The 26,549-nt window shown below is 67.4% G+C and carries 20 protein-coding genes and 1 tRNA gene; 17 read left to right on the top strand and 4 right to left on the bottom strand.

Annotated features, from left to right (window positions below; all coding sequences use genetic code 11):
- Positions 1-60: 60 nt before the first annotated feature.
- From D6860_RS07795 to selD, 4 genes are all read left to right on the top strand, one after another.
- Positions 61-1,281: a carbohydrate ABC transporter permease gene (locus D6860_RS07795; RefSeq protein WP_076622256.1), complete on the top strand. Its 1,221-nt coding sequence runs from the start codon at positions 61-63 to the stop codon at positions 1,279-1,281.
- A 2-nt stretch (positions 1,282-1,283) separates the two neighbouring features.
- Positions 1,284-2,522, top strand: coding sequence for an MGH1-like glycoside hydrolase domain-containing protein (locus tag D6860_RS07800; RefSeq protein ID WP_093411753.1), 1,239 nt, complete (start codon positions 1,284-1,286; stop codon positions 2,520-2,522).
- A 6-nt stretch (positions 2,523-2,528) separates the two neighbouring features.
- Entirely contained in the window at positions 2,529-3,554 is a 1,026-nt protein-coding gene (locus D6860_RS07805) for an ABC transporter ATP-binding protein (protein WP_076622258.1), read from the top strand.
- Between the two features lie 149 nt (positions 3,555-3,703).
- A complete protein-coding gene (selD, locus tag D6860_RS07810) occupies positions 3,704-5,866 on the top strand; it encodes a selenide, water dikinase SelD (RefSeq protein ID WP_093411752.1) in 2,163 nt (720 codons plus the stop codon).
- Here selD and mnmH read toward each other — a convergent pair.
- A complete protein-coding gene (gene mnmH / locus D6860_RS07815) occupies positions 5,848-6,906 on the bottom strand; it encodes a tRNA 2-selenouridine(34) synthase MnmH (RefSeq protein ID WP_076622259.1) in 1,059 nt (352 codons plus the stop codon). The two genes, selD and mnmH, sit on opposite strands and share 19 nt — an antisense overlap.
- 148 nt (positions 6,907-7,054) lie before the next feature.
- Here mnmH and D6860_RS07820 point away from each other — a divergent pair.
- The 10 genes from D6860_RS07820 to D6860_RS07865 all read left to right on the top strand — a co-directional run bounded on the left by D6860_RS07820 (position 7,055) and on the right by D6860_RS07865 (position 17,944).
- A tRNA-Phe gene (locus D6860_RS07820) sits at positions 7,055-7,129 on the top strand.
- A 630-nt stretch (positions 7,130-7,759) separates the two neighbouring features.
- Positions 7,760-9,472: a glycerol-3-phosphate dehydrogenase/oxidase gene (locus tag D6860_RS07825; protein ID WP_083697731.1), complete on the top strand. Its 1,713-nt coding sequence runs from the start codon at positions 7,760-7,762 to the stop codon at positions 9,470-9,472.
- A complete protein-coding gene (locus tag D6860_RS07830) occupies positions 9,469-10,983 on the top strand; it encodes an FGGY-family carbohydrate kinase (protein ID WP_076622260.1) in 1,515 nt (504 codons plus the stop codon). The genes D6860_RS07825 and D6860_RS07830 overlap by 4 nt, the downstream gene beginning before the upstream one ends.
- Before the next feature lie 12 nt (positions 10,984-10,995).
- The gene (locus D6860_RS07835; protein WP_076622261.1) at positions 10,996-12,276 is read left to right on the top strand and encodes an ABC transporter substrate-binding protein; all 1,281 of its coding nucleotides are present in this window, start codon (positions 10,996-10,998) and stop codon (positions 12,274-12,276) included.
- A gap of 70 nt (positions 12,277-12,346) precedes the next feature.
- Positions 12,347-13,219, top strand: a complete 873-nt coding sequence (locus tag D6860_RS07840; protein WP_017467528.1) for a carbohydrate ABC transporter permease — start codon at positions 12,347-12,349, stop codon at positions 13,217-13,219.
- Positions 13,207-14,022, top strand: coding sequence for a carbohydrate ABC transporter permease (locus D6860_RS07845; RefSeq protein WP_076622262.1), 816 nt, complete (start codon positions 13,207-13,209; stop codon positions 14,020-14,022). The genes D6860_RS07840 and D6860_RS07845 overlap by 13 nt, the downstream gene beginning before the upstream one ends.
- Positions 14,023-14,031: 9 nt before the next feature.
- A complete protein-coding gene (locus D6860_RS07850) occupies positions 14,032-15,117 on the top strand; it encodes an ABC transporter ATP-binding protein (protein ID WP_076622263.1) in 1,086 nt (361 codons plus the stop codon).
- 4 nt (positions 15,118-15,121) lie between these two features.
- The gene (locus tag D6860_RS07855) at positions 15,122-16,132 is read left to right on the top strand and encodes a beta/alpha barrel domain-containing protein (protein WP_076622264.1); all 1,011 of its coding nucleotides are present in this window, start codon (positions 15,122-15,124) and stop codon (positions 16,130-16,132) included.
- A gap of 38 nt (positions 16,133-16,170) precedes the next feature.
- Positions 16,171-17,118 carry a sugar-binding transcriptional regulator gene (locus D6860_RS07860; protein WP_076622265.1) on the top strand — a complete coding sequence of 316 codons (948 nt, stop codon included), beginning with the start codon at positions 16,171-16,173 and terminating at the stop codon, positions 17,116-17,118.
- Positions 17,119-17,419: 301 nt separating this feature from the next.
- Positions 17,420-17,944, top strand: coding sequence for a hypothetical protein (locus D6860_RS07865; protein ID WP_076622266.1), 525 nt, complete (start codon positions 17,420-17,422; stop codon positions 17,942-17,944).
- 351 nt (positions 17,945-18,295) lie between these two features.
- Here the strand turns inward: D6860_RS07865 and D6860_RS07870 are convergent, their stop codons facing one another.
- The 3 genes from D6860_RS07870 to D6860_RS07880 all read right to left on the bottom strand — a co-directional run bounded on the left by D6860_RS07870 (position 18,296) and on the right by D6860_RS07880 (position 23,113).
- The gene (locus D6860_RS07870; protein WP_076622267.1) at positions 18,296-19,909 is read right to left on the bottom strand and encodes an OpgD/OpgG family glucan biosynthesis protein; all 1,614 of its coding nucleotides are present in this window, start codon (positions 19,907-19,909) and stop codon (positions 18,296-18,298) included.
- 506 nt (positions 19,910-20,415) lie between these two features.
- Positions 20,416-20,883: a DUF411 domain-containing protein gene (locus D6860_RS07875; protein WP_076622268.1), complete on the bottom strand. Its 468-nt coding sequence runs from the start codon at positions 20,881-20,883 to the stop codon at positions 20,416-20,418.
- A 13-nt stretch (positions 20,884-20,896) separates the two neighbouring features.
- Positions 20,897-23,113: a heavy metal translocating P-type ATPase gene (locus tag D6860_RS07880; protein WP_229743228.1), complete on the bottom strand. Its 2,217-nt coding sequence runs from the start codon at positions 23,111-23,113 to the stop codon at positions 20,897-20,899.
- A 155-nt stretch (positions 23,114-23,268) separates the two neighbouring features.
- On the opposite strand from D6860_RS07880, the gene D6860_RS07885 reads away from it, so the two are divergent.
- The 3 genes from D6860_RS07885 (at position 23,269) to D6860_RS07895 (ending at position 25,080) form a co-directional block, all read left to right on the top strand.
- A complete protein-coding gene (locus D6860_RS07885) occupies positions 23,269-23,697 on the top strand; it encodes a MerR family transcriptional regulator (RefSeq protein ID WP_017468373.1) in 429 nt (142 codons plus the stop codon).
- Positions 23,698-24,215: 518 nt separating this feature from the next.
- Complete coding sequence (locus D6860_RS07890) at positions 24,216-24,782, top strand: exonuclease domain-containing protein (protein ID WP_229743227.1); 567 nt, start codon at positions 24,216-24,218, stop codon at positions 24,780-24,782.
- Positions 24,783-24,828: 46 nt separating this feature from the next.
- Positions 24,829-25,080 carry a hypothetical protein gene (locus D6860_RS07895; RefSeq protein WP_017467506.1) on the top strand — a complete coding sequence of 84 codons (252 nt, stop codon included), beginning with the start codon at positions 24,829-24,831 and terminating at the stop codon, positions 25,078-25,080.
- The last annotated feature ends 1,469 nt before the right edge of the window (positions 25,081-26,549 follow it).

Raw genomic sequence — 26,549 nt, forward strand, 5'->3', positions numbered from 1 at the left:
GCGCGCCGGGGCGCGCTTCCCCCGAGGTATTTTCGAACCAGAGAAGTCCTGGAGGGCGCGATGAGGGCGGTGCGTTTCGGATATGTCACCGGGCCGGTGCTGGGGGCGCTGTGGTGCCTTGTCGTGGCGACGACCGTCGCCGTGGCGATGAGCCTGGCCACCGGCGAGGCGTTCCGCCCGACGCTATGGGGCGCGCTTGTCGCCGGTGCGGCGCTGGGGCTGGCGTGCCTGCGCCCCGGCGGGCGGCGCGCGCCGATATGGCCGGTGGCGGTGGCGGCGGTGATCCTCGCGGGCTCGGCCGCGGGCTTCGGCCCGCTGGCGGTGGGCGGCGACACCGGCGTGCTGGCGGCCTGGATCGGTTGGCTGGGCGCGGTGGGCTTCACCGCGCTGGGACTTTGGAAGATGCTCGACGAATGCCGCCCGGGCCGGCTTACGCGGCACGAGTTCGAGGAGGCGGTGATCCGTTTCCTGACCGGGTTCGGCTACATCTTCTTCACCGCCATCGTGCTGATCCCCTTTTACGTCATGGTGATGACCAGCCTGAAGAACCAGTCCGAGCTGATGGCCAACCCGCTGGATTTCACCATCGACCTGAGCCAGGGCTGGGGACTTCTGCGCAGCTACGCGGAGCTGATGACCGACTACGATTTCGGGCGTTATCTCTGGACCAGCTTCTACGTCTCGGTGCTGACGGTGCTCATCACCCTCGCCTTCGCGATCCCCGGCGCCTATTCCGTGGCCCGGCTGCGGTTCCGGGGGCAGGCGCTTTTCGCCCGCTCGATCCTGCTCATCTACATGGTGCCGATGATCGTTCTGGCGCTGCCGATCTACATCGGCTTTTCCATGACGGGGCTGCGCAACACCATCTTCGGCATCGTGATGATCTACCCGGTGACCACGATCCCGGTGGCACTCTACATGCTGCAGGGCTACTTCCGCGGCCTGCCCGCCGAGGTCGAGGAGGCCGGGCTCATGGACGGACTCAGCCGGCTCAAGGTGATCTGGAAGATCACCCTGCCGCTGTCTCTGCCGGCGCTGGCGAGCGTGTCGCTCTACGTCTTCATGATCGCCTGGAACGAGTTCCTGCTGGCGTTCATGCTGCTCGACGACCCTTCGAAATTCACGCTCACGCGGGGGATCGCCTCGCTCAACTCTTCCGAGGTGCCACGGCAGCACCTGATGGCAGGCTCGGTGATCGCCACCGTGCCGATCATGGTGCTGTTCCTGGGCCTCGAACGCTTCATGACCAAGGGGCTGACCGCCGGCTCCGTGAAAGGATGACGATGCACGACGACACCGCCCGCGCCATCCTGCGCGGCAACGACCGCACGACCGACGGGGGCGCCTACACGGTGCCAACCGACATGCTATACCCGTTCCAGTGGAACTGGGACAGCGCCTTTGCCGCGTGGGGGTTCTCGACCTTCGACACCGACCGGGCGTGGCGCGAGCTCGAGACGCTCTTTGCCGCGCAATGGGCCGACGGCATGGTGCCGCACATGGTGTTCCACGACGCAGCGCCAGGCTACTTTCCCGGCCCCGACGTCTGGGGCGCGGGGGGCGAGGTGCCGACCTCGGGGATCAGCCAGCCGCCGGTGGCCGCGACCATGGCGCGGCTGGTCTGGGAGGCCGACCCGGAGGCCGGGCGCACCCGCATGGCGGCGCTCTACCCGAAGCTGCTGGCGTGGCACCGCTGGTGGATGGAGACCCGCTGCGGCTCGGGCGCGGTGGCGGTCTGCCACCCCTGGGAATCCGGCCGAGACAACTGCCCGGACTGGGACGTGGGCCTGGCCGGCGTCGACGGCTCTGGCGCGGGCGACTACGCCCGGCGCGACGAGGCGCAGGTGGACGGCGCGCAGCGACCCACCAAACAGGAATACGACCGCTACCTCGCGCTGGTGCGCTTCGGCCGCGACTGCGGCTGGGACCAGGCGACGATCGTGGCCGACTGCCCCTTCTACATGGCCGACCCGGGCATGACCTTCATCCTGATCCGCGCCCATGACGACCTTGCCGCCATGGGCCGGTCGCTGGGGCAGGACGTGACCGAGCTCGAGGGCTGGGCCGCCGCCCTGCGCGACGGCGTGGACAGCCTGTGGAACCCCGAGCTCGGCGCCTGGGACGCGAAGGACCTGCGCAGCGGGGCATGGGCCGGCATCGTGGGATCCGGGGCGCTGCTCTGCTGGCTCGCCGGCTGCGAGCGTCCCGAGATGGAGGCGCACCTCGCGCGCATGTGGGACGCGGTGACCTACGGGCTGCCGTCTTCGGACCCCGAGGCGCCGAGCTTCGAGCGCAAGCGCTACTGGCGCGGGCCGGTCTGGCCGCAGATGAACGCGCTGATCGCGCTCGGCTTCCTGCGGGCGGGGCGCGACTGGGACGAGGCACGGCTGCGCGAGGAGACCGCCACGCTGATCGAGACATCCGGCTTCCGCGAGTATTTCGATCCGATCGACGCCGCGCCCTGCGGCGGTGACAGTTTCACCTGGACGGCGGCGGTCTGGCTGGCCTGGGCGGGGAGGTAGAGGACCATGGCAAGCATCGAACTCAGGGCCGTCGAGAAGTGGTATGGCGAGGTGCAGGTCATCAAGGGCGTCGACCTCGCCATCGAGGAAGGCGAGTTCATCATCTTCGTCGGCCCCTCGGGCTGCGGGAAATCCACGCTGCTGCGGATGATCGCCGGGCTGGAAGAGACCTCGCGCGGGCAGATCGTGATCGGTGAGCGTGACGCCACCGCCGAGCCGCCCGCCCGGCGCGGGCTCGCCATGGTGTTCCAGAGCTATGCGCTCTACCCGCACATGTCGGTGCGCGACAACATGGGCTTCTCGCTCAAGGCCGCCGGGGTGAAGAGGCCCGAGATGGACGCCAAGGTCGACGAGGCCGCCCGGGTCCTGAAACTCGAGCCTCTTCTCGACCGTCGCCCGAAGGATCTCAGCGGCGGCCAGCGCCAGCGGGTCGCCATCGGACGCTCGATCGTGCGCGACCCCACCGCCTTCCTCTTCGACGAGCCGCTCTCGAACCTCGACGCCGCGCTCCGGGTCGAGATGCGCTACGAGATCGCCAAGCTGCACCAGGCCCTGCAATCGACGATGATCTACGTCACCCATGACCAGGTCGAGGCCATGACCCTCGCCGACCGGATCGTCGTGCTCGAGGCCGGTCGGGTCAGCCAGGTGGGCTCCCCGCGCGAGCTCTACGAGCGCCCCGGAAACCTCTTCGTGGCGCAGTTCATCGGCAGCCCGAAGATGAACGTCTTCCCCGCGGACACCCCCGGTCTGCGGCTCGAGACAACGCTGCCACCGGAGGCCGCGCATTTCGGCATCCGCCCCGAGCACATCAGCCTTGGCGACCCCGGCAGCGGCCAGATCGACGGCACCGTCGACATCGTCGAATATCTCGGCGCCGACACCTATGTCATCGCCGACTGCGGTGCCGCCGGCAAGCTCACGGTGCGCACCCATGACGACGCGGGTCTCGCCCCGGGCCGGACCTGCGGCCTCGCCTTCGAACCCGGCCGGACGCATCTCTTCGACGAGGCCGGCCTCGCGCTGCGCTAGCGGCTTCTTCTGGCCAAGAATATTCCCGGGGTGAATTGGCGCGGCACGCGCCAAGAGGGGCAGCGCCCCTCCGCCCGTGCGCATTGGCGCATGGGCGCGCGCCGGCGCCCGTGCTAAGGCGCCGGCGAGACCTTCAAGGAGCGCCCGCCATGATGCCCCCCGCCCTGCCCCTCACCCGTGATCTCGTTCTGATCGGCGGCGGTCACACCCACGCGCTGGTGCTCCGCATGTGGGGGATGGCCCCGCTGCCCGGGGTGCGCGTCACGCTGATCAATCCCGGCCCCACCGCGCCCTACTCGGGGATGCTGCCGGGCTTCGTCGCCGGTCATTACGACCGCGACGCGCTCGACATCGACCTCGTGAAACTGGCGCGCTTCGCGGGCGCCCGGGTCATCCTCGGCGCCGCGCAGGGGATCGACACCACCGCCCGCCAGATCCACGTCGCAGGCCGGCCGCCGGTAAGCTTCGACGTGGCCTCGGTCGACATCGGCATCACCTCCGAAATGCCCGGGCTGCCGGGCTTTGCCGACCACGCGGTGCCCGCCAAGCCGCTCGGCCCCTTCGCGACGAAATGGGCGCGCTACCGGGATGGCAAAGGCCCGGCCCGGGTGGCGGTGATCGGCGGCGGCGTCGCGGGGGCAGAGCTCGCTGCCGCCATGGCTTATGCGCTCGGGCGCAAGGGCCGCGCGGCGCAGGTGCATCTCGTCGACCGGGGCGCCGCGCTCTCGACGCTGCGGGCGCCCGCCGCCGCGAAACTGCGCGCCGCGCTCTCCGGTCTCGGCGTCAGCCTGCATGAACATGCGCAGATCGCGGCGGTCACCGCCGAGGGCCTCATGCTGGACGACGGCAGCACGATCGCGGCCGATTTCGTCACCGGCGCAGCCGGAGCGAAACCGCACGGCTGGCTTGCGGGCACCGGTCTCGACCTGCACGAAGGCTACATCGCCGTCTCGCCCACGCTTCAAAGCAGCCACCCCGACATCTTCGCCGCCGGCGACTGCGCACATCTCACCGAGACCCCGCGCCCCAAGGCCGGCGTCTACGCCGTGCGCGAGGCGCCGGTGCTGTTCGACAACCTCCGCGCCCGGCTCGCCGAGGACGGCTCGCCGCGCCCCTACCGCCCGCAGCGCGACTACCTCAAGCTGATCTCGCTGGGGAACAAGTCGGCGCTCGGCGACCGCTTCGGCCTCGCGCTCTCGGGCCCGCTCATGTGGCGTTGGAAGGACCGCATCGACCGCCGCTTCATGCAGAAGTTTCATGACCTGCCGCAGATGAGCCCGCCGCCGCTGCCCGTGCCGCGCGCCGCCGGCAGCCGCGAGGCGCTCGGCGACAAGCCGATGTGCGGCGGCTGCGGCGCCAAGGTCGGCCGCGATGCGCTGTCGGCCGCGCTCACCCACCTGCCGGCACCGGTCCGGCCCGATGTCACCGCCCTGCCCGGCGACGACGCGGCGCTGCTGCTCACCGGTGGCACGCGGCAGGTGATGACCACCGACCACCTGCGCGCCTTTGTCGAGGACCCGGTGGTCATGGCCCGCATCGCCACCGTGCACGCGCTTGGCGACATCTGGGCGATGGGCGCCGACGCGCAGGCCGCGACCGCCAGCCTCACCCTGCCCCGCATGTCCGAGGCGCTGGCCGAACGCACCCTGACCGAGATCCTCACGGCAGCATCGGACATCCTGCGCGGCGCCGGTGCCGAGATCGTCGGCGGACATTCCTCGATGGGCGACGAGATGACCATCGGCTTCGCCATCACCGGGCTCTGCGCGCAGGACCCGATCACCCTTGCCGGCGCGCGAGAGGGCGACGACCTGGTGCTCACCAAGCCCATCGGCTCGGGCGTCGTCATGGCCGCCGAGATGCAGGGGCTTGCCCGCGGTGCCGACGTGGCGGCGGCGCTCGCCAGCATGACCCGCCCGCAGCAGGACGCGGCCGAGATCCTGCGCGGCGCGCACGCCATGACCGATGTCACCGGTTTCGGCCTCGCGGGGCACCTGCACGGGATCTGCATGGCCTCGGGCAAGAGCGCCGAGCTGAACGTCAACGCGATCCCGCGCCTGCCCGGCGCCGAGGCGCTCGCCGCTGCGGGCGTCCGCTCGACGCTCTACCCCAAGAACCGCGACGCCGTGCCCGGGCTTGCCGCCGACAGCCCCGCCGCCGAGCTGCTGTTCGATCCGCAGACCGCCGGCGGCCTGCTCGCGTCCGTTCCCGACGGAGCGGCGCGCGTCGAAGAGCTGCGCGCACTCGGCTACGAGGCTGCGGTGATCGGACGGATCGTCGGCGACTGGCCGGGTCACATTTCGCTGGTGTGAAGCCTCTCGGCAATGCGGTCGGCGAGCCGGTCCAGACCCGCGTCGTCCAGCGTCGGCGTCTCGAACCGCTCCATCACGTCGGGCGCCATGGCCGCCATGGATTTCTCGTAGGCCGGATCGTAGTGATCGGCGGCCAGCGACCGGCAGAGCGCGATGCGCTCGCCCGCGTCGATCAGCGCGCCCCAGCTGTCGACCAGCGCATGACCGCGATGGTAACGCAGCGGATCGAGCTGCGCCTTGAGCCGGTCGCCGTCGGAAAGGATGTCGTCATAGGCCGCGTCGAGGTAGACCGCCCGCGCCTCCAGCGGCGCGCCGACCTCGATCCAGCGGGCGGCCTTCATCCCGGCCCAGAGCGACGGCGGCACGAGGATCTGCCCGACCTTGCTGCTCTCGGCCTCGACGACCACCGGCCGCGCCGGGTCGAGCTTCGACAGGGCCAGGGCAAGCTCCGTCTCGAAGCCCTTCTGGCTCGGCTGCCCGCCCGGCATGTCGCCCAGGAGCGAGCCCCTGTGCCGCGCCAGCCCCTCGAGGTCGATGACCTGCACGCCGCGCGCCGCCAGCCGCGGCAGCAGCGCCGTCTTCGCGGTGCCGGTGTAGCCGCCGAGCTGGATGAAGCGGTGCGGCAGGCTGTCCTCGTAGAGCGCCTTGGTGACCAAGCGCCGGTAGGTCCGGTAGCCGCCGTCGATCTTCTCGGCCCGCCAGCCGATTTCCTTCAGCATCCACTCGAGGGCGCCAGAGCGCTGCCCGCCCCGCCAGCAGTAGACCAGAGGCCGCCAGCCACCGTCGTGATGCGACAGCGGCCCCTCGATATGCCCGGCGGCATTGCGGAACACCAGCGCCGCCCCGAGCTTGCGGGCCAGGAACGGGCTCTGCTGCTTGTAGATCGTCCCGACCCGCGCGCGTTCCTCGTTGTCGAGAACCGGCAGGCTGATCGCGCCGGGCACGTGGTCCTCGGCGAATTCGGCGGGGCTGCGCACGTCGATGACCGTGTCGAAGCCGTGATCGAAGATCTCGTTGAGCGAAGAATAGGAGCGCGCCATGGCGCCAGATGTAGCCTGCTGCCCTGCCCGAGGGAAGCCGCAACGCGCATTGTTTGCCGGGGTGGATTTTTTCGGCGAAACCCTCTGGACACTCCCGGCGCCCTCGGCTATCTCGCCTCCACCCGAGGGGCAACGCCCTTCACCCAGTGCCCGGGTAGCTCAGGGGTAGAGCAGTGGATTGAAAATCCTCGTGTCGGTGGTTCGATTCCGCCCCCGGGCACCACTTCTTCAGATAAGAAGTTGGTTTCGCTTAAGCTTCTCGCAGTTTCTTTGAGCTGTAGAGCATGTGGAAGATCAATTCGCCCGTGTTCACCTTACTGAAGTCCGGGATGCATTACTTCAGCAGTCGCATCCTGACCGGGTTGAAAGCCACGACACGGCGCCTCGCATCGCCTTTCCGCTTCGTATGAGGTCCGCCCGGATTGTCGAGGCCAAGCGCCCGCACGATCAACTCGGCGCAGACGCCTACTCAGATGTTGAAGACCCCGACGAACAACTCGCGGAAAGCGTGTCTTGGTCATACTCACAGGCTTCTTGAGAGCAGCCTGTCAAACGGCACCGGGTAATGATCTTCCGCATCGCTCTTCTAGGCCAGGCTCAACGAAAACACATCCAGACACTGCTGACCGAGGGGATCTGCGCCGGCACCCGATCAATCTCCTGCCAGACATGCACGAGCATTTTTGGCGCCGGCTTCAACGCAGGGGTCCATCCAATGCGCCTTGCTTCCCTACACTCCCTGCTGCGGCGCACAGGACCGCCGCGCCACGCAGGCTCGTAGCCAACTACTACTTTAGTTTATTTTTGATAATTATAATTTACAAAAGAAGTCGTTTTCGCTCTAGTCAGCGCCATGACATGGCAAAAAGACAAACCTCAGACAGCAGCAGGCGCGCCGGGCGCGCTGCGGGAGACGTCCCGGGCGCGGCTCGCCGCGCTTGCGGATGCCGAGGTGCTGATCCTGGGCGGAGGCGTGAACGGCGTTGCCACGCTGCGCGAGCTCGCGCTCAACGGCGTCTCCTGCGTGCTGCTGGACAGTGGCGACTTCGCAAGCGGCGCAAGCGGCGCCTCGAGCCGGATGGCGCATGGCGGGCTGCGCTACCTGGAAGGGCGCGAGTTCCGCCTCGTCGCTGAATCCGCCCGCGAGCGGAACCGCCTGATCGCCAATGCCGGCCATCTCGTGAAACCACTGAAGATCACCGTGCCCCTCGAACACCTCGTTTCGGGCATCGTAGGCTCGGTGACACGGTTCCTTGGCCTGTCGCGTCGTAGCGGTCCGCTCTCCCTTGCCGCGCTCGAGGGGGCCTTGCGCCTCTACGAAGCCTATGGCCGTCGCGAACACCCCCTCCCCGCCCATCGGACCCTCCTGCGGCGCGAGCGTTTTCCCGCAGGTCTTTCGCCGCGTACCCGTGCCGTCGTCACCTATTACGATGGCCAGATCACCCAGCCCGAAGGCCTGATGTTCGAGATGATCGCCGAGGCCATGGCGCAGGGACCGCACGTCGCAGTGCTGAACCATGCGACGTGGCACCGCGAAGACGGCCAGTTCGTCGTCGGCGACAGCTTCGGTCGCGAGGTCTGGCGGCTCGCACCGAAGGTGGTGGTGAATGCCACCGGCGCCGCGATCGACCGGGTGAACGCGGAGCTGGGCGGTGAAACGCACTATCTCCGCGGGGTGAAGGGGGCGCATCTCGTGCTCGACAACCCTGAGCTGCATGCCCGCATGAACGGCCACGCCTTCTACTTCGACGATGGCACCGGGCGCATGATCATCACCCTTCCCGTGGGCGACAACGTGCTGGCCGGTACCACAGAGGTCGAGACCAACGACCCCGGGGACCGACACATCGCGGAAGACGAAATCGGCTACCTGCTGCGGGCCATGGACGGGCTTTTCTCCGACATCCCGGTGACCTCGGAGCAGATCGTTTCGATGACCACGGGCATTCGCCCGCTGCGGCGCAGCGACGGCTCGGTCACGAGCGCTGCGCGCGACCATGCGCTCGAAGAGAACCGCTTTGCCGGGCTCGACGCGCCGGTCCTGTCCCTCGTGGGCGGCAAGTGGACCACCTTCCGCGCCTTCGGGGAAGAAACAGCGGACCGCGCCCTTGCACTGCTCGGACGGGACAGGAAGGTCTCGACGGCCAGCCGGCGCTACCCGGGGGCCGCACCCTGCTCTGCGGACGACCTCGCCCGCGAAACCGGCGTCGCGCCGGTGCTGGCAGAACGACTTGTGACCCGATACGGCGCCCTGGCGCGCGCGCTGGCACCATTGTGCACCGGGGCCGGCGCCATGCCGCTGACCGGCGCCTCTCTGTATTGTCGCGGCGAGATCGTCTGGGCCATTCGTGAACGCGGCGCGCAGCGGATCGAGGACATCGTCCTGCGACGGAGCCGCCTGACCTTCGGACAGGGGCTGCGCGACGACACGCTCGCAGATCTGGCCGGGATCCTTCAGGCCGAAACCGGTCGTCCGCACGCGGACATCGCCGCCGAGGTGGAAGCGGTCCGCGCGGATCCCCGGCTGATGGGTATGCGCACCCGGTCCGGGGAGGACGCGGCATGAGCGGGGATCTCATCATCGCCATCGACGCCGGCGGCACAGCGGTCAAGGTCGTCGCCTTCGACCTGCAGGGCAATGCCTTCGCCTCGGAAACCGCGGATGTCGAGACGGTGCACCACGCCGACGGGCGGGTCGAGCGTGATGTCGCTGGCTTCTGGCAGGGCACGGTCTCGGCGCTGCGCCGGATCGTGGCGGATTGTGCCGGGCACCGGATCGCGGGCATCGGCTGCACCGGCTTCGGCAACGGCATCTTCCTCGTGGACGAGAACGGCCACGGCACGCGCCCCGGCATCGTTTCGGTGGACCACCGTGCACAGCCGCTGGTGGACGAGCTCGAAACCGAGGGCACCGCGCCGGCCATCGCGGGCATCACCGGGAACCGAATCTGGGGCGGACAGACCCTCATGCAGGTGGCGCAGCTTGCGCGCACCGAGCCCGAGGTCATGGCGCGCACCCGCTGGGCACTGGCCTGCAAGGACCTGATCCGCCTGCGGCTGACCGGCGAGGCCCTGACCGACCCGACCGAGGCCAGCGGCGGCGGAATGATGGACATTGCGCGCGGCGGCTATGCCACCGAGGCGTTCGAACGGATCGGCCTTGCCCCGCATGGCCACCGCCTGCCCCGGATCGTCGCGAGCGACAGCATCGCCGGCCGCGTCTCGGCCGCCGCCGCCGCAGAGACCGGCCTGCCCGAAGGCACGCCCGTCGCGGGCTCGATGATGGACGTGGCCGCCTGCTCCCTCGGGGCCGGGGCCGTGGATGCGCCGGTGCTCACCATGATCGCCGGGACCTGGTCGATCAACAGCCTCGAGAGCGGCCCGCCCACCGGCGAAGGCGTTCCGATCCTCAACATGCACTACCGTGGTGCCGGGAAGCGACTGATTGCCGAGGGCAGCCCCTGCTCGGCGGCCAACCTCGGCTGGTTCCTCGACACTGCCATGGGAAAGCGTGTCACGGTCGACGAGGCCAATGCGCTGGTCGCCGCAAGCCCCGCTGCGACCCGGCGCTGCCAGTTCCTGCCCTATGTCTTCGGCCCCGAGCCCCGGCGCGGCGGCTTCGTCGACATGGGCGCGACGGACGACCTGGGCTCGATGCTGAGAGCGATCTACGAGGGCGTGGCCTTTCAGTCCCGTCGCCACGCCGAGCACGCCGTGGCGCTGACCGGGCGTCCCTTTCCGCCGACGATCCGACTGGCCGGAGGCGCGGCGAAGTCGCCGGTCTGGGGACAGGTCTTCGCCGATATATGCCAACGGCCCGTGGAGGCCGTGCGCGCCCCGGAGGTGGGGGCCCTCGGCGCGGCGATCTGCGCGGCGGTGGCCTGCGGCGCCTATGCCGATCTCGGCGAGGCGAGCCGCGCCATGACCGGTGTTGCGCGCTGCCATACGCCGGACCCCGCGCTTGCCGGGTTTTACGACGACAGGTTCCGCAGTTTCTGCCGGCTCGACGAAGGGGTGGCCGCGCTGCTGGAGGAGGCGGCCCGACACGGCCGCGAGGAGAAGACCGAAACCGCATAGGGAGGAAGACCAATGCATCGCAAGACTTTGCTGCTGGGCACGGCGCTCTGCGCGCTGGCCGCACAGGCCCAGGCGCAGGACGAGATGGCCTGCAAGGGCGAGGTGCCGACGCTCAACGTCATCGGCCAGGGCATGCCCGCCGTCACCGCGCTGGACGACAAGCTCTCGGAGTTCAACGAGAAGTGGGACACCGAGGTGCGCATCACCATGCTGGGCGAGAACGAGCGGCGCGCCAAGGCGCGGCTCGACGCCTCGACCGGGGCCGGCGCCTACCAGGTGCTCTACATCGACGAGGCCAACCTTGCCGAATATGTCTCGGCCGGCTGGGTCTACCCGCTCGGCGAGGTGGTTCCCGAAAGCTATGACATCGGCGATTTCCGGACCGACCTGAGCAACGTCGCGACGGTCGACGGCGTGCAGTATTTCGCGCCCTTCGTGGGCGGTGGCGACGTCATGATGTATCGCACCGACCTGCTCGAAGAGGCCGGCATCGAACCGCCCGCCACGCTCGACGAGATGGTCGCGGCGATCAAGACGCTCGACGAGGCCGACAACGGTGCACATGGCTGGTCGGCGCGCGGCCAGCGTGGCTCGGGCATGAACGTCTGGCGCTGGACGCCCTTCTTCCGCGCGATGGGCGGCGAATGGCTCGACGACGGCGGCATGCCGGCGTTCAACGGCGAGGCAGGCGTCGAGGCGACCGAGCTCTACACCGAGCTCATGGACTACGCCCCGCCGGGCATCGCGACCTTCAACTGGTCGGACTCGGTCGAGGCATTCAGGGGCGGTCAGGTCGCCATCCTGATCGAGTCCGACGTCTTCGGTCCGTGGATGGAAGACCCCGAGAAATCCTCGATCGTGGGCAAGGTCGGCTACGCACCGCCGCCCGATCCGCTGCCGTCCGCCGGCTGGGCACATGGCTGGGCGGTCTCGAAAGTCGGCGCCTCGGATGACTGCACGAAGACCGTCGCAGGCGATTTCGTCGGCTGGGCGACCTCGAAGGAGATGGAACAACGGCGGCTCGAAGCGGGCATCGCCTCGGACGTCGGTCGCACCTCGACGCTGCAGAGCGACGCTTTCAAGGAGCTCGTGCCGCAGGACTACATCGACGCGCTGCTCGAGACCGGCCCGAAGACCGACCTGCTGATCATGACCAGCCCGGTCTGGCCCGAGATCGGCGACACGCTCGGCCTGACGCTCGAGGAGATCTTCTCCGGCACGCGGGACGACGTTCAGGCGGCCTTGGACGAAGCTGCCTTCTTCGCCGAAGACAGCCTGATGCGGCTGAAGTAACGCCGCTCTGCCGGCCCGGTGCGCCGTTGCTCCCCTGCGCACCGGGCCCCATTCCCAAGAAGGATAGGACATGACCCGGAAACGGTTCGTCACCCTGACGCTGGTGCCGGCGATCGGGCTCCTGGCTACGCTGGCGCTCGTCTCGATTGCCGGCGCGGTCTGGTTCGCCGTCATGAACCGCACCCTGCGCTCGCCCGACTACGACTTCGTCGGCGCCTACAATTTCCTGCGCCTGCTGCGCGACCGGCGCTTCTTCAACGCGCTCGAGATCTCCGCCATCTGGGAGGCGGTGACCGTCGCGGGCACGCTCGCGCTTGCGGTCTTCCTTGCCGTGCTGATCTTCGAGACCGTCAAGAAGCCGCTCTACCGCAACCTGATCTGCTTCGCGTTCCTCGTACCGGTGCTGCTGCCGCGCGTCGCCGCGGCCTTTATCTGGCGGTTTCTCTACTCGCCGTCTCTCGGGGTGCTCAACTACCTCTGCGGCCTCGTGGGGATCGGGCCGGTCGAGTTCCTCGCCGATCCCTCGCTCGCACTCATCTCGGTGGCGGCGGTCGACATCTGGCAATGGGGGCTGTTCTTCACCGTGATCCTGCTGAAGCTGCTCGAGACCCTGCCCCGCGACCCCATCGAGGCGGCGATGCTCGACAACGCGCGCACCTGGGAGATCCATGCCTTCGTGACGCTGCCGATGCTCAAGGGACCGCTGATCAGCCTCGCGCTCGTCAAGGCGGTGGAGAGCCTGCGCTCGTTCGACCTCATCTTCGTGATGACCGGCGGCGGTCCGGGCACGGCGACGGAGACGCTCGATCTCTACGCCTACCAGATGGGGATCAACATGGGCGGCCGGATTTCCTATGCCTCGGCGATGTCGCTGCTGCTGCTGGTCGTCACCACCGTCGCCTTCACCATCATCTGGAAAGCGGGGAAGAAATGGGCAAGCTGATTTCCGCGACACTCACCCGAGCGGTGCTGGCGGTGCTGATCGTCGTCGCGCTGGGACCGATCCTCTGGACCGTGCTCGGCGCCTTCAAGGAACTGCGCGACATCGTCACCCCGGTGCCGAAGCTGTTCTTCGAGCCGACCCTCGAAAACTTCGCCACGATCCTGCGCAATCCCACGATCCGCGACGGGCTGCTCAACTCGGTCATCGTCGTCTCGGCCGCCGTGCTGGTCGGCGCGGTGCTGGGCATACCCGCGGCGCATACCCTGGCACGCCACGCCCGCAAGTGGGGCGACGACGTGCAGTTCTTCGTGCTGTCGCTGCGCTTCATGCCGCCGGTTGCCATCGCGATCCCCTTCATCGTGATCTACCTCGACCTCGGCATCTACGACACCCTCTTCGGACTGGTGCTGGTCTACCTGATCGTCACCGTCTCTACGGTGATCTGGCTCGCCGTTCCGGCCTTCGAACGCGTGCCCCGCGACATCGAGGAAGCCGCTGCCATGGAGGGCTGCGGCCCCGCCGAGATCTTCTGGCGCTTCTCGCTTCCGGTGGCCGCCCCGTCGCTCTTCGGCGCGCTGGTCTTCACCTTCGTGCTGGTCTGGAACGAGCTGCTGCTGGCGCTCACCCTCGCGGCGCAGAACGCCACGCTTCCGGTCGTCGCGGCCTCGATCACCTCGCTTGGCAAGGAGGTGCCCTGGGGCGTCATCAATGCCGCGACGGTGCTCCTGGTGCTGCCGCCGCTCGTCTTCATCGGCCTGCTCATGGGCCTTCTCAACACCATGGTCCGCAGCGGCCCGAAATAGGACACTCCCATGGCCAACATTTCCTGCAACGACATCGTCAAATCCTACGGTGGCCACCCGGTCATCGAGGGGCTCGACCTCGACATTCCCGACCACGAGTTCGTGGTGTTCCTCGGCCCCTCGGGCTGCGGCAAATCCACCATGCTGCGCATGATCGCGGGGCTCGAAGAGGTCACCGGCGGACGCATCGCCATCGGCGGGACCGACGTCACCGACCTGCCCCCGGGCGAGCGCGGCGTCGCCATGGTGTTCCAGAGCTACGCGCTCTACCCGCACATGAGCGTTGCCGACAACATCACCTTCGGCCTGCGCCGGCAGGGTGCCAGCCGCTCCGAGATCGCGCCGCGCCTCACGCAGGTGGCCGAGCTTCTGGGGCTCGAGAAGTTTCTCGACCGCAAGCCCAAGAACCTCTCGGGCGGGCAGCAGCAGCGCGTCGCGATGGCGCGCGCGATGATCAAGACACCCCAGGTGTTCCTCTTCGACGAGCCGCTGTCGAACCTCGACGCAAAGCTGCGCGAGAAGCTCCGGACCGAGATCCGCAAGATCCACATGCAGCTCAAGACCACGACGATCTTCGTCACCCACGACCAGCTCGAAGCGATGACCATCGCCGACCGCATCGTGCTGATGCGCGACGGGCGGATCGAGCAGATGGGCACCCCCGACGAGATCTACGAACGGCCCGCGACGCGCTTCGTGGCAGATTTCATCGGCACGCCTGCCATGAACTTCGTCTCCGCCGAAATCGCTGCCGGCGACCGGCTCGTCGCGCATGGCGAGGGCATGACGCTGGAGCTTTCTCGCGACGTCTTTCCGGATCTCGCGCCCGGGCAGCGGGTCGAGCTGGGCCTGCGCCCCGCACGCATGGACCTTTGCGCGCCGGACGCCAGGAACGTCATCTCCGGCAGCGTGGTGCTGGTCGAGAACATGGGCGCAGAGGGCCAGGTCATCACCGAGGTCGCGGGTCGGGAGGTCTCCTTTGTCACCCAGTCCTTCCGCGACCTGTCGCCGGGCGATCCTGTGACGTTCGCGATCTCGCCCGACCATATCCACGTCTTCGACCCGTCCACCGGCCGCAGCCTTCGCAGGAACTGATTTCATGACCAAGACCAACCGCTTCGCCGACAAGATCGCCCGGATGCGCGCCGGCGCCTATAAACCCGGCGACTACATGATCGCCGATGCCAAGGATGCCGACGTCACAGGCGGTATCAACAGCACCGGACCGCGCCGCGATGCCCGGGGCCGGATCACCGGTGCACGCACAAGGCCGGAGTTTCTCGAACAGATCCGCAAGGTGATCGACCAGGACGTGGTCGACATCATGCTGACCTCGGCGGGCAATCTCGACGCGCTGAACGAGGCGGGCGCCTTCGAACGCAGCGCCGTCCAGCCCGCCTTTCGCGGCAACGAGACCACCTGCGTCTGGGGCAATATCCGCGGCGGGCGCTACGGAGACGCACCATCCCGCCCCTATCGCGGAGCCGACCTCGCCTTTGCGCCGGGCGATCTCTGCCTCTACTCGCTGACCTTCAACAACGACGCCGAGGCCGACGCACGGATGCTCGAAGCCTATGCCGCCTTCCGAGGTGAAGCACGCGACGCCGGCGTGCGGCACTTTCTCGAGGTCTTCAATCCGAACCTGCCGGACGCGGTCGATCCCGACACGCTTGGCGCCTATGTCACCGACTGCATCATCCGCCTTCAGGCGAGCATGACCCGGGCCGAGCGACCCGAGTTCCTCAAGGTCGCCTACAACGGCCCCGACGCCATGCAGCAGCTCGCCGCGCACGACCCCTCGATGGTGGTGGGGGTCCTCGGCGGTGCCGGCGCCACCCACCGCGACACCTTCGAGCTCATCGCACAGTCCGAGCGACACGGCGCGCGGCTGGCGCTCTTCGGACGCAAGATCAACCAGGCCGAGGACCAGTGCCGGCTGATCTCGTGGATGCGCCGCGTGGCGGACCTCGACGTCGGCCCCGAGGAAGCGGTGCGCGGCTACCACGCCGATCTCGAGCGCGACGGGCTGCGCCCGGACCGCACGCTTGAAGAGGACCTGCGGATCACCAGCGAGGTGCTGCGCTTTGACGCCGCCCCGGTCCCGGTCTAGTGTGCGCCGCTCCACGACCCAGCACGACGAGGCCCAAGATGGTGCGTTCGAACCACCCTTCCGACCGGATCGTCGCCGAGGTCGCATGGCTCTACTACATCAAGGGGCTGAACCAGGCCGAGATCGCCAAGCGGCTCGGACTGTCGCGCCCGACGGTGGTGACCTACCTGCGCCTCGCCCGGGAACGCCAGATCGTGGGCGTGAAGATCCAGGGCGCGCACTTTCGCATCAACGCCCTCGCCGACGGCCTGCGCGAGCGCTTCGGTCTCGAGACAGCCTTTGTCGTGGCCGAAGAGGACAGCCAGGCCGAGACCGCGCAGCAGGTCTGCGAAGCGGCGGCCCAGTTCCTGCCAGACTTCGTCCAGCCGGGTGACACGCTGGGCGTCAGCTGGGGTCAGACGGTGTCCATCGTGTCCGACCGGGTGCCATGGTGGCCGGTCGATGGGCTCGTCGTGCGCCAGCTCATCGGGTCGATCGCAAACCCGCTGCTGCCGACCTGCGAGAGCTGCACCACCGAGATCGCCCGGCGCCTTTCGGCCCAGTGCATCAACCTGAACGCTCCCGCCGTCTGCTCCGAGGCAGGGCTTGCCGACCGGCTGCGCGCCGAGCCGATCATCGCCGAGCAGCTCGACCGGCTGCGCGACTGCAACAAGGCGATCTATTCGCTGAGCCCCTGCACCTTCGACACCCACGTGGTGCAGTTCAATCTCGCCACCGAACAGGACATCTCGGACTACGTGGCCATGGGCGCCGTCGGCATCATCGCCGGACGCTTCATCGACCGCGACGGGGCCCCCGTGCAAGGCGCGCTCGACCGCCGCATGATCGGCGCCGAGCTTGACGTTCTGCGCGAGATGGAAGGGTTGCTGGTCGTCGCGGGGCTCGAAAAGCTCGACGCCACGCGTGCGGCCCTGAACGGTGACTACGTCTCGCACGTCGTGCTGGACGCCACCCTCGCGGAAGCGCTGCTCGGGGACGCCACCTGAGCGCAACAGGGCCGCTTGACCCGACCTTGACTGGCTCGAATCCAAGGCTCCGCGCCCCCGAACTGTCCCCGGCGAATTCTCCGGGATACATCTTAATTCATGGTTGGCCCGCCTCGCGTCACACCTTCCGCTGGTCGCGTCGAACAAGGAGCTGGAGCTGGCGCCGGCGCAACGGATCCTGTCGTGCCGATCCGCAGGTGACCCCAGCCCGAAGGCCCGGAGGTTGCATTCCGAAGCCGTTCCGCGAGATACCGCGGGCCAGATCCCTGCCACGGACTCGCATCGACAATCGAAGGCCACCATGTCCCAGACCGACCATCTCAAGACCGACTGCTCGAAATGCGCCGCCCTCTGCTGTCTCGCGCTGGCATTCGACAAGGGCAAGGATTTCGCCTTCGACAAGAACCCCGGTGAACCCTGCCGGAACCTCGCGGGGCACAGCTGTTCGATCCACGACCGGCTGACCGAGGAAGGCTTTCCCGGCTGCGTCGCCTATGACTGTCTTGGTGCCGGAAACCGTGTCGTCCAGGAGGTCTTCACCGGTCGGTCATGGCAGACCGAGCCTCTCCTGACGCGGCCGATGATGGAAGCCTTCGCCGGCATGCGCGAGGTCCACAAGCGCATCGACCTGCTTCGTGCCGCCGAGACCCTTCCGCTGACGCCGAGCGATGACCAGGCTCGCCGCGAATTCCTCGACCGTCTCGAGCAGAACCGATGGAGCGGGGCCGAACTGAACGACTTCGAGGTCGGGCTGGCGCTTGAGATCGACCTGTTCTTCCATTCGATCAGGAGCTACGTCCCCCTCGATCCGTCCGACGGCTGGTAGGCGCGGACCGGGCGGCGAGACAAAAGCTCTGTCGGACACGCCACCGGACCCGAACCGGCACGCCAAGCGGCAAGGACGTCCAGCTGTTTGTCTTCTCCCTCTTTCTCACAATGCTCTCGGTTAGTCGCACGACGGACGCAAGGCAGACGAAAGAAGGCACCCGAGCGCCGGCAGGAATGGAGCGAAAGCCCTCGGGGCAAATCTTCGTCCTGCGAGGGGAGCGTCGCCCTGCCCGCCAGGGGCACCCCCGGGACATGGACGAAGCGCCGAGGAAGACGACGCGCTCGGTCGTTGGCCCGGTGACGCCCACCAGGCCAACGATCCGGCTTCAGCCCGGAAGGAGCGGTGCCGTCAGGCCTTCGAAGCCAGCAGGCTGCGTAGCTGGCTCGGGAACAGCTGCATCAGCCAGGTCTCGGTGCCCGCAGTGCCGTTCACGTCCACGTACATGCGCAGGTCGATGGGATCGTCGTCATCCTCGGGAATTTCCGAGAAATCCAGGTCGAATATCGCGCGCCAGTAGTCTTCGCCCACCACCGGGTAGGCCGCCTCGCCCGAGATCGCGCCACGCGACGTGGTCACCACCGGCCTGATGCCTTCGTCCCGTCCAAGGCCGGCAAAGCCCATGTCGTCGAAATCGCAGACGATCTTGACCACGCCCTCGGGGCGCGGCTGGCCCGGGACGCCACCTGCCCCCATTCGCGTCGCGATGAAGCGCGCGGCATTGGGCGGCACAGGAGCATCCGCGAACCACGTCAGGCGATAGCCGAAATGATGCTCGTCGCCCCCGGCGGACCCGGCAGACGGTGTCCACATGGCGACGATGTTGTCATGGATCTCGTCATCGGTGCGCAGCTCGATCAGCGTCACCGCCCCGTCCCCCCAGTCATAGCTCGGCTCGACCCAGGCCGAGGCGCGCTTCTCGTAGAACACGCCATCATCCTGATATTCGTCGAAGGCGCGCTCGCGCTGCATGAGGCCGAACCCCTTGACCCCCGGCGCGACAAAGCTGTTGGCAGTGGTGCGCGGCGGGTTGTTGAGCGGCCGCCAGATGCGTTCGCCGCTGGCCATGTGTATCTCGAGCCCGTCGCTGTCATGCACCTCGGGGCGCCAGTCGGCGGCCACATGCGCGTTGGGCTTGCCATACCAGTACATCGAGGTCAGCGGCGCGAGGCCGAGCCGTTCGACACCGCTGCGCAGGAAGACATGCGCTTCCACGTCCTGCAGCACGCCGCGCTCTTCGCGGACCGAGGCGATCTTGTAGGCGCCCGTGGCGCTGGGGCTCTCCAGCAGGGCATAAGCCGTCAACGCGCCATCGCCCTGCTCGTCGAGCCAGAAGCGTGTGAAGCGCGGGAATTCCTCGGGTCCGTTCGGGATGGCAGTGTCCAGCGCAAGGCCCCGCACCGACAGGCCGAACTGCCCCGAGTAGCCCGAGGTGCGCCAGTAGGAAGCGCCGAGGAAGGCCATCCAGTCATTGCCTCCCGGCTCGTCCTGCACCCGGAAGCCCGCGAACCCTTCGGTCTGCGAAAGGCGACGGGCCGGGTTGTCCTCTGGAATGTCAAAGAGCTCGGTGGAAAACGGCACCTCGCGGGCGATACCGTCCTCGAGCGCGTAGATGTGGACGGGTTCGCGGAAGTAGCGGCCCGGGAAGAAGAACTGCACCGGCGACCGGTCGTCGTCATTCCACAGGGTGCGGTCGGCGCGGTAGCGGATCTGGTTGTGGTAGTCGTAGTCCACCTGCTCGAGGATATCCTCCTCGGCCACCTCCATGGGGAAATAGTCGCCCTTGGCCAGTGCCTTCGCCAGGTCCTGCAGCCCCTCGAACGAGAACGTCTTCCCGGGGCCGAGCGCTATGCCCTCCGAGGTCATCTCGTGCTGCGCCCGCGCCACCTCGGGCAGCAGGAAGAAGGCCCCGGCCCCGAGGCCCGAGGCAAGCATCTGTCGTCGGTTCAATTTCGATCCGGTCATCGGCACCTCCTTGGATCAATGCACGCTTTGGCCTGCATTGGGGGAAGCTGGGGCGGCAAGAACAAATTCAATAATTTGAAACTGGCACGTTCCCGCCAAAGTTGCGGAGATGTCGGCTGAATTCGGGTGCAGGAGCCGCCTTTTTCATCACGCCCCTGCCCTTCGCCGGGCAAGAAAACTGCTGAGAGACCTCTTGTCGTGCAAGGCGTGCGCCGCCGGTCCGCGCGGAGCTGCAGACTCGATCAGGACCGCCTCCGGGTGACCGTCCCCGTCAGCCCGCGGACGCGGACACGAATCGTCGCCAATCCACCGTGGGCTGGCCCGCCACTTCCGGTAGGGGATGCACGTTGGCGCATCGAGAGCGCCCCCGAGAGCCACCGCAAAGAGCCAATGAGCAGTCTTCGACCCAGAAGCGAAAGCGATGCGGACGATCCGGCTGCCTGCGGCGCATCGGCTTGGTTCGGGCAGACCGGTTCAGAGCCCGCCTGTCAGGACCATCGCCGGGATCAGGCGGCCTCGTAACTGGCAAAGACCTCTGTCGTGCCGTCCTTGCGGATCAGCAGCACGTCGTAGGCGTCACGCTCGGCCTCCGGTCCCATGCCGGGGGAGCCGTAGGGCATGCCCGGCACGGCGAGCCCGACGGCCTCAGGCCTTTCGGCCAGCAGCCTGCGGATCTCGGGCACGGGGACGTGCCCCTCGATCATGTAGCCCTCGACCTCGCCCGTGTGGCAGGAGGTCACGTCCTGCGGGATGCCCTTGTCGAGCTTGTGGCGGAACAGGGCCGTGCCGAGGCTGTTCTCGGTGGTCACGGCGAAGCCCTCGCGTTGCAGGATCTCGATCCAGGCCGTGCAGCATCCGCAATTCGGATCCTTGAGAACGTGGATCGCGGGGCCGGACTGCGCCATCGCCGCGAACGGACTTGCCAGGGCCAGGCCGGCGGCGCCGGTCATCATGCTGCGTCTCGTAAGGGTCATGTCAGGTCTCCTGTCAGGCGGTCGCGGCTTTCCGGCGACCGGTATCCGCGGTCATGGTGTCAGAGGCAGCGGCGGGACGAAAGCCCAGCAGCCGTAACGCGTTCAGCGTGACCAGCACGGTTGCGCCGGTATCGGCCAGGATCGCGATCCAGAGGCCTGTAAACCCGAGGATCGTGGTCACGAGAAAGAAGGCCTTCAAACCGAGCGCAATGGCGATGTTCTGCCGGATGTTGGCCATGGTGGCCCGCGCAAGTCGGATCGTGCCTGCCGCATCGGTGACGCGGTTGCGCAGGATCGCCGCGTCCGCGGTCTCCAGCGCGACGTCGGTCCCGGAACCCATGGCCACACCGACATGCGCGGCCGCCAGTGCTGGCGCGTCGTTGATGCCGTCGCCGATCATCATCACACGCGCGTTCGCAGTCAGATCACGGATCGCCGTCACCTTGTCCTCCGGCATGAGGCCCGCGCGATGGTCGAGCCCGAGCCCATCGGCGATGGCCTCGGCGGTGCGCGGGTTGTCGCCAGTGAGCATCACCGATGCGATCCCGAGCTCATCGAGTTCTGCGATCGCCTTCGCGGCGTCGGCGCGAGGCTCGTCCCTCAGTGCGATCAGGCCAAGCGCCGTGGCATCGCGCACCACCACCACCACTGTCTGCCCCTCGGCCTCAAGCGCGGCAATGCGGGCACGACCGGCGTCCGTCAGTATCCCGAGTTCCTCAGCCAGCCGGGGGGAACCGGCGCGAACGGTGGCGCCGCCGACCGTCGCTTCTGCCCCCAGTCCGGGCAGCACCCGCGCGCCGGAGGTCATGGCAGCCCTCACGCCGCGTCGCTCGGCCTCGGCGCAGATCGCCAGGGCCAGGGGGTGGCTCGCCCCCTTCTCAATGCCAGCCGCGACCGACAGCAGCCCGGCTTCATCCCCCGTGAACACGGAGAGGTCGGTCACGCGTGGACGGCCATGGGTCAGCGTGCCGGTCTTGTCGAAGGCGACATGGGTGACGCTTGCTGCCGCCTCGATCACCTTGCCGCCTTTCATCAGGAGACCGTTGCGGGCACCGGTGGAGAGCGCCGAGGCGATGGAAGCCGGAACTGAAATCACCAGCGCACAGGGACAGCCGATCAGCAGCAGGGCCAGGGCGCGATAGGTCCACTCTCCCCAGGGCTGGCCGAACGCCAGCGGCGGCAGAACCGCAACCAGTACGGCGGCGCCCACCACGGCGGGCATGTAGACCCGGCTGAAGCGGTCGATGAACCGTTCGGTCGGTGCGCGGGCGCTCTCCGCCTCGGCAACCAGCCGCACGATGCGGGCAATCGTATTGTCCTCGGCCATCTTCGTGACACGCACACGCAGCAGCGCCTCGGTGTTGATCGAACCGGCAAAGACCTTTGATCCGGACTCCTTCATGCTCGGGACGCTCTCGCCGGTCACCGGGCTTTCGTCGACGCCGGAGGCGCCCTCGATCACCTCGCCGTCGCAGGGAATCCGATCGCCGGGGCGCACCTGCACGACATGGCCAATGCTCAGCCGATCAGGCACCACCTCGCGGGTCGTCCGCCCCACCTCCAGGCGCGCGGTCTTCGGCACCAGGCGACCGAGCGCGCGGATGCTGTCGCGGGCCTTCCCGGCCGAGACCCCCTCGAGCAATTCGCCGACCGCGAAGAGGAAGACCACCAGGGCGGCCTCTTCCGGCTCTCCGATCACCAGCGCACCGGCCGCGGCGATGGTCATCAGCATCTCGATGGTGAAGGGCATGCCCGCCCGTGCCATGGCAAGGGCGCGTCGCGCGACGGGGTAGAGCCCGATGAGTGTGGCCAGCACAAAGGCCCAATGCGCGACTTCGGCCCCGACCAAGCCGCGCGTCCCCCAGGCAAGCGCCAGCAGCACGCCGGTGCCGATCACCAGCCGCCCCTTGTGGGTCCGATACCAAACAGGGTCTCCGGCATCCTGCGCAGAAGGGGTTTCCGTGCCGTCCGTCTCCGGAATGCCGCCCGTTGCCGGAGACGCGTCCTCCGGCAGGACAAACCCGCCCTTCGGCTGTTCCGGGCGCGCACCTTTCGGCGCGATGCCGAAGCCTAGCCCGCGCACCGCCGTCTCGATCTGTTCAGGCGAGGACTGGCCTTCATCCAGCGAGAGGCGCAGCCGCTCCGTCATCAGCGCCACGTCTACGTCGCCGACGCCGGGCAGGCGTTCAACCGCGCCGCGCACCTTGGCTGCGCAGGAGCCGCAGTCCATGCCGGTGACGCGCCATTCATGTTCCGTGCTGCTTCCAACCGACATGCTGTCTCCCCTTGTGAGTCCCGGTCGGCCACCGATATAGGAGCTACAGCAACTGTAGGTTCAAGACCTTTTTTTTTCAGGGGCCGTGGGCCCGGCTCGGGAGAAACCACATGCTGTCTATCGGCACACTGGCAAAGCGCACCGGCACCAAGGTGCAGACGATCCGATACTATGAGCAGATCGGACTGATGCCTGAGCCCGGACGGACCGGCGGCGGCCAGCGCCGCTATGGCGACGCCGAACTCGACCGGCTGGCCTTCATCCGTCATTCCCGCGATCTCGGCTTCCCGCTCGACGCGATCCGCGAACTCCTCGACCTTTCGGACAGCCCGGAACGCTCCTGCGCACAGGTCGACGACGTTGCCAGGAAGCAGCTGAAGGCGGTGCAGGCGCGCATCGCGAGGCTGCAATCCCTGGAGACCGAACTGCGCCGCATGATCGGCGCGTGTCAAAGTGACCGGGTCGCTGACTGCCGCATCCTCGAGGTGCTGCGCGACCACGAGGAATGTCTGTCCGATCATAAGGGCGGCGCCCTGTGACACGGAATACTCCGATCTCGCCACGTCTCGCGCTTCCGGAAAACGCGGGTTGCGTCAGGCGCTGATCGCACCGCGATCATGCCTCGAACCGGTGGCGCGCACCCGACTGGTGGCCTCTCTCTCCTGAATGCGGTCGGTTATCCCCGCTGACTGTCTCGGCTTCCGGTCCCGCCGGACGCGCCAAGCTCGCTTGCCGTCGCAGCAGCCCTTGGCACCCGATCTGGCGAAGGATTTGCCAGCCCTTCCCGTCTCGCCGGCCTCTTGTGCCGCGCGTCGCACGTCCGACAATTTCAGATGGGCGGTCAGCCATCTGACGCACCCGGCGCGACCGGAAAACCGGGAGAACGGTGCGTCGCACTTGCGGTCCCTGTCCGTGACACCCATACCGCCGGTTGACTCTGCGGCTCCTCACCGCTGCACTGGCGCTTCAAGCAACTGACATCCGAACTGGGTCCGACATGGTCAGACAGCCTCTTTGCGCTTCGGCGCCAGCCGCCTTCCGCGCCCTCGAGGCCGTCTTGTCGGAAACGTATCGGTTCATCGCGATTGACGTGGAAACCGCCAACTCGGACGCCAGCAGCATCTGCCAGATCGGGCTTGCCTGTGTCGGCGAGACGGGCGTGGAAGAGGTCGTTACCCTCCTGATCGACCCGCGGTGTCATTTCGCGGGAATGAACATCCAGATCCACGGCATCCGCCCCGAGCACGTCTCCGGTGAACCTCTGTTCGAGGAATTCCTGGACGCGGTTGGCGATTTCCTCGAGCGGCACGCGCTGTTCCAGCACAGCTCGTTCGACGGCCGGGCGATCCGCAGTGCAACCGAGGCATGCGGCCGAGTGGCCGCTCCACTGCAATGGCACGACAGCGTCCGTGTCGCGCGCCGTGCGTGGCCCGAGTTCAAGGGCAATGGCGGGCATGGGCTCGGCCACCTCAAGAACGCACTGGGACTGGACTTCCGCCATCACGATGCGGGCGAGGATGCCCGGGCGTCTGCCGAGATCGTGCTGATGGCAGAGGCCCTGATGGGGAAACCGTTCCAGGATATACTTGGCTCAAGTCCGAGCGGATCGAAGAAACGAGCATAGGTCGCGCGCGGCCCGGGCCGATGGCCCGCTGTCAGGCAAGATCGCCGTGTTCACCGGTGCGCTCACCATGTCGCGCCGCGAGGCTGCCGAGGCCGCAGCGCGTGTCGGCATCACCACATCACAAAGCGTGTCGAAAAAGATCCATATGCTGGTCGTCGGTGACCAGGACCTCTCGGCGCTGGCGACGGGAGGCCACAAGAACGCCAAGCACCGGAAGGCCGAACAACTCATTGCCGAGGGACACGACCTGAAGATCATCGGAGAAACGGAGTTCCTGGCATTCGTCGCCACGACCTGAACCGGCCTGGGAGTCGGATCTCAGGGGTGAACTTCAACATGTTGGCAGCCATTTGGCCCGCAGAGGCGATTGCGGAGCGGACCATGCGTCCGAGCCTCTGCTTGCCTGCCTGTGGATCGAAACCGGTCCACCCAAGGCTGAAACGGGCGCCGGCGTGGCACAGGATGCCCTGAGCCTGCTGCGGCGTCTCCCTGAACCAGTCGGCGTCCGACGGCCGCAATCACCATACGCCGCTATCGGAGCAGGACGAGCAAGCCTGCGCTCTCGCAGGTTGCTGCAGGAGCGACGAGATCGAAACGCAAGGGCATTCCAGGCATCATCAATCTGGTACCCGCGGCCGGTCGCACACTAATAGTTTGAAATCAATCGGTTGGCCTGAAATTTTGTCCACCAAATGCGGCAGATACCCGCTATAGAAATCAAATGGTTAGCGACGACCTGTCCACCATGAAATCCGGTCCTCTTAGCCCCCCTTTGCTCCACCCGAACCGGATCTCCTCCGGCCGCCCTACCCGCCCGGACGCCGAGCGCCGCAGCCGCGTCCGGGGGTGTCCATCCGGGAGGTCCGGCAAGTGCAGGGTCACCTGGTGACCGCAGCGCATTGGAGGGAAGCATCGTGACCGATTTCCATCTCGTCACTGAAATTGACGCTCCACGCCTAGAGGAGCAGTGCCAGTCCGCCCACTACACTGACGATGACCAGCGCAATCAGGAGTATCACCCAAAACCACCACCGATTATAAAGCGGCGTTACTGAGTAACACGCACCACACCGGGAGCTCCCGAAGCGAAGAGCGTGTTCACAGCTACTGCACAGAAAGAAACGTGCCGTGCTCATTTTGAAACCTACCAAAAATTGACCTTAATGATCTCCCTGAGGCCTCACACGGGAAAGGCTAGTCATCAAGGGCGAACTTCCCTTACGTCATCAAACGCCTTTGGTTGTAGATCCGCCGATCAAGTTTTGTGCTCATCGGGCCCGCTGCGCTGCGAAGACAGTAGGTATCGCCCTCTGCCTTCGGAGGGCAGCTATTGGGGGGGGGGGGGGGGGGGGGGGGGGGGCGGCGTGCTCAGCGCCTGGCGCGGCACTACTGAGCGGATCCCGCTCGTTGCTTACTCAACGGCTTAATCAAGATGCATGGCGCCCACGGATGGCGCCAAGATCACACAAAAGAGTTTTTTCGATGCGGTACTGTGCTGATACCGCTGGCTCCTGAACAAGTATGATGACGAGCCTTACACATGACCCGAATATCGCTCCTCGCTGCGGCACTTACTCTTCTGCTAATACTTGCGGTGACCTACCTCACTGTTGGCCCTCGCGTCGTGCCAGGCGGAGCCCTGTATGGCGACAAGGTGCAGCATGCGCTCGGTTTCGGATGCATTGTTCTTCCAGCTGCTGTGCTCCAACCGCGTTGGCTTCGGTCTCTTGTTCCGGCAGTCGCCATCTTTGGCGGCGTGATCGAGCT

Source organism: Salipiger sp. D13 (assembly GCF_003703915.1).
Lineage (GTDB): Bacteria > Pseudomonadota > Alphaproteobacteria > Rhodobacterales > Rhodobacteraceae > Salipiger > Salipiger profundus.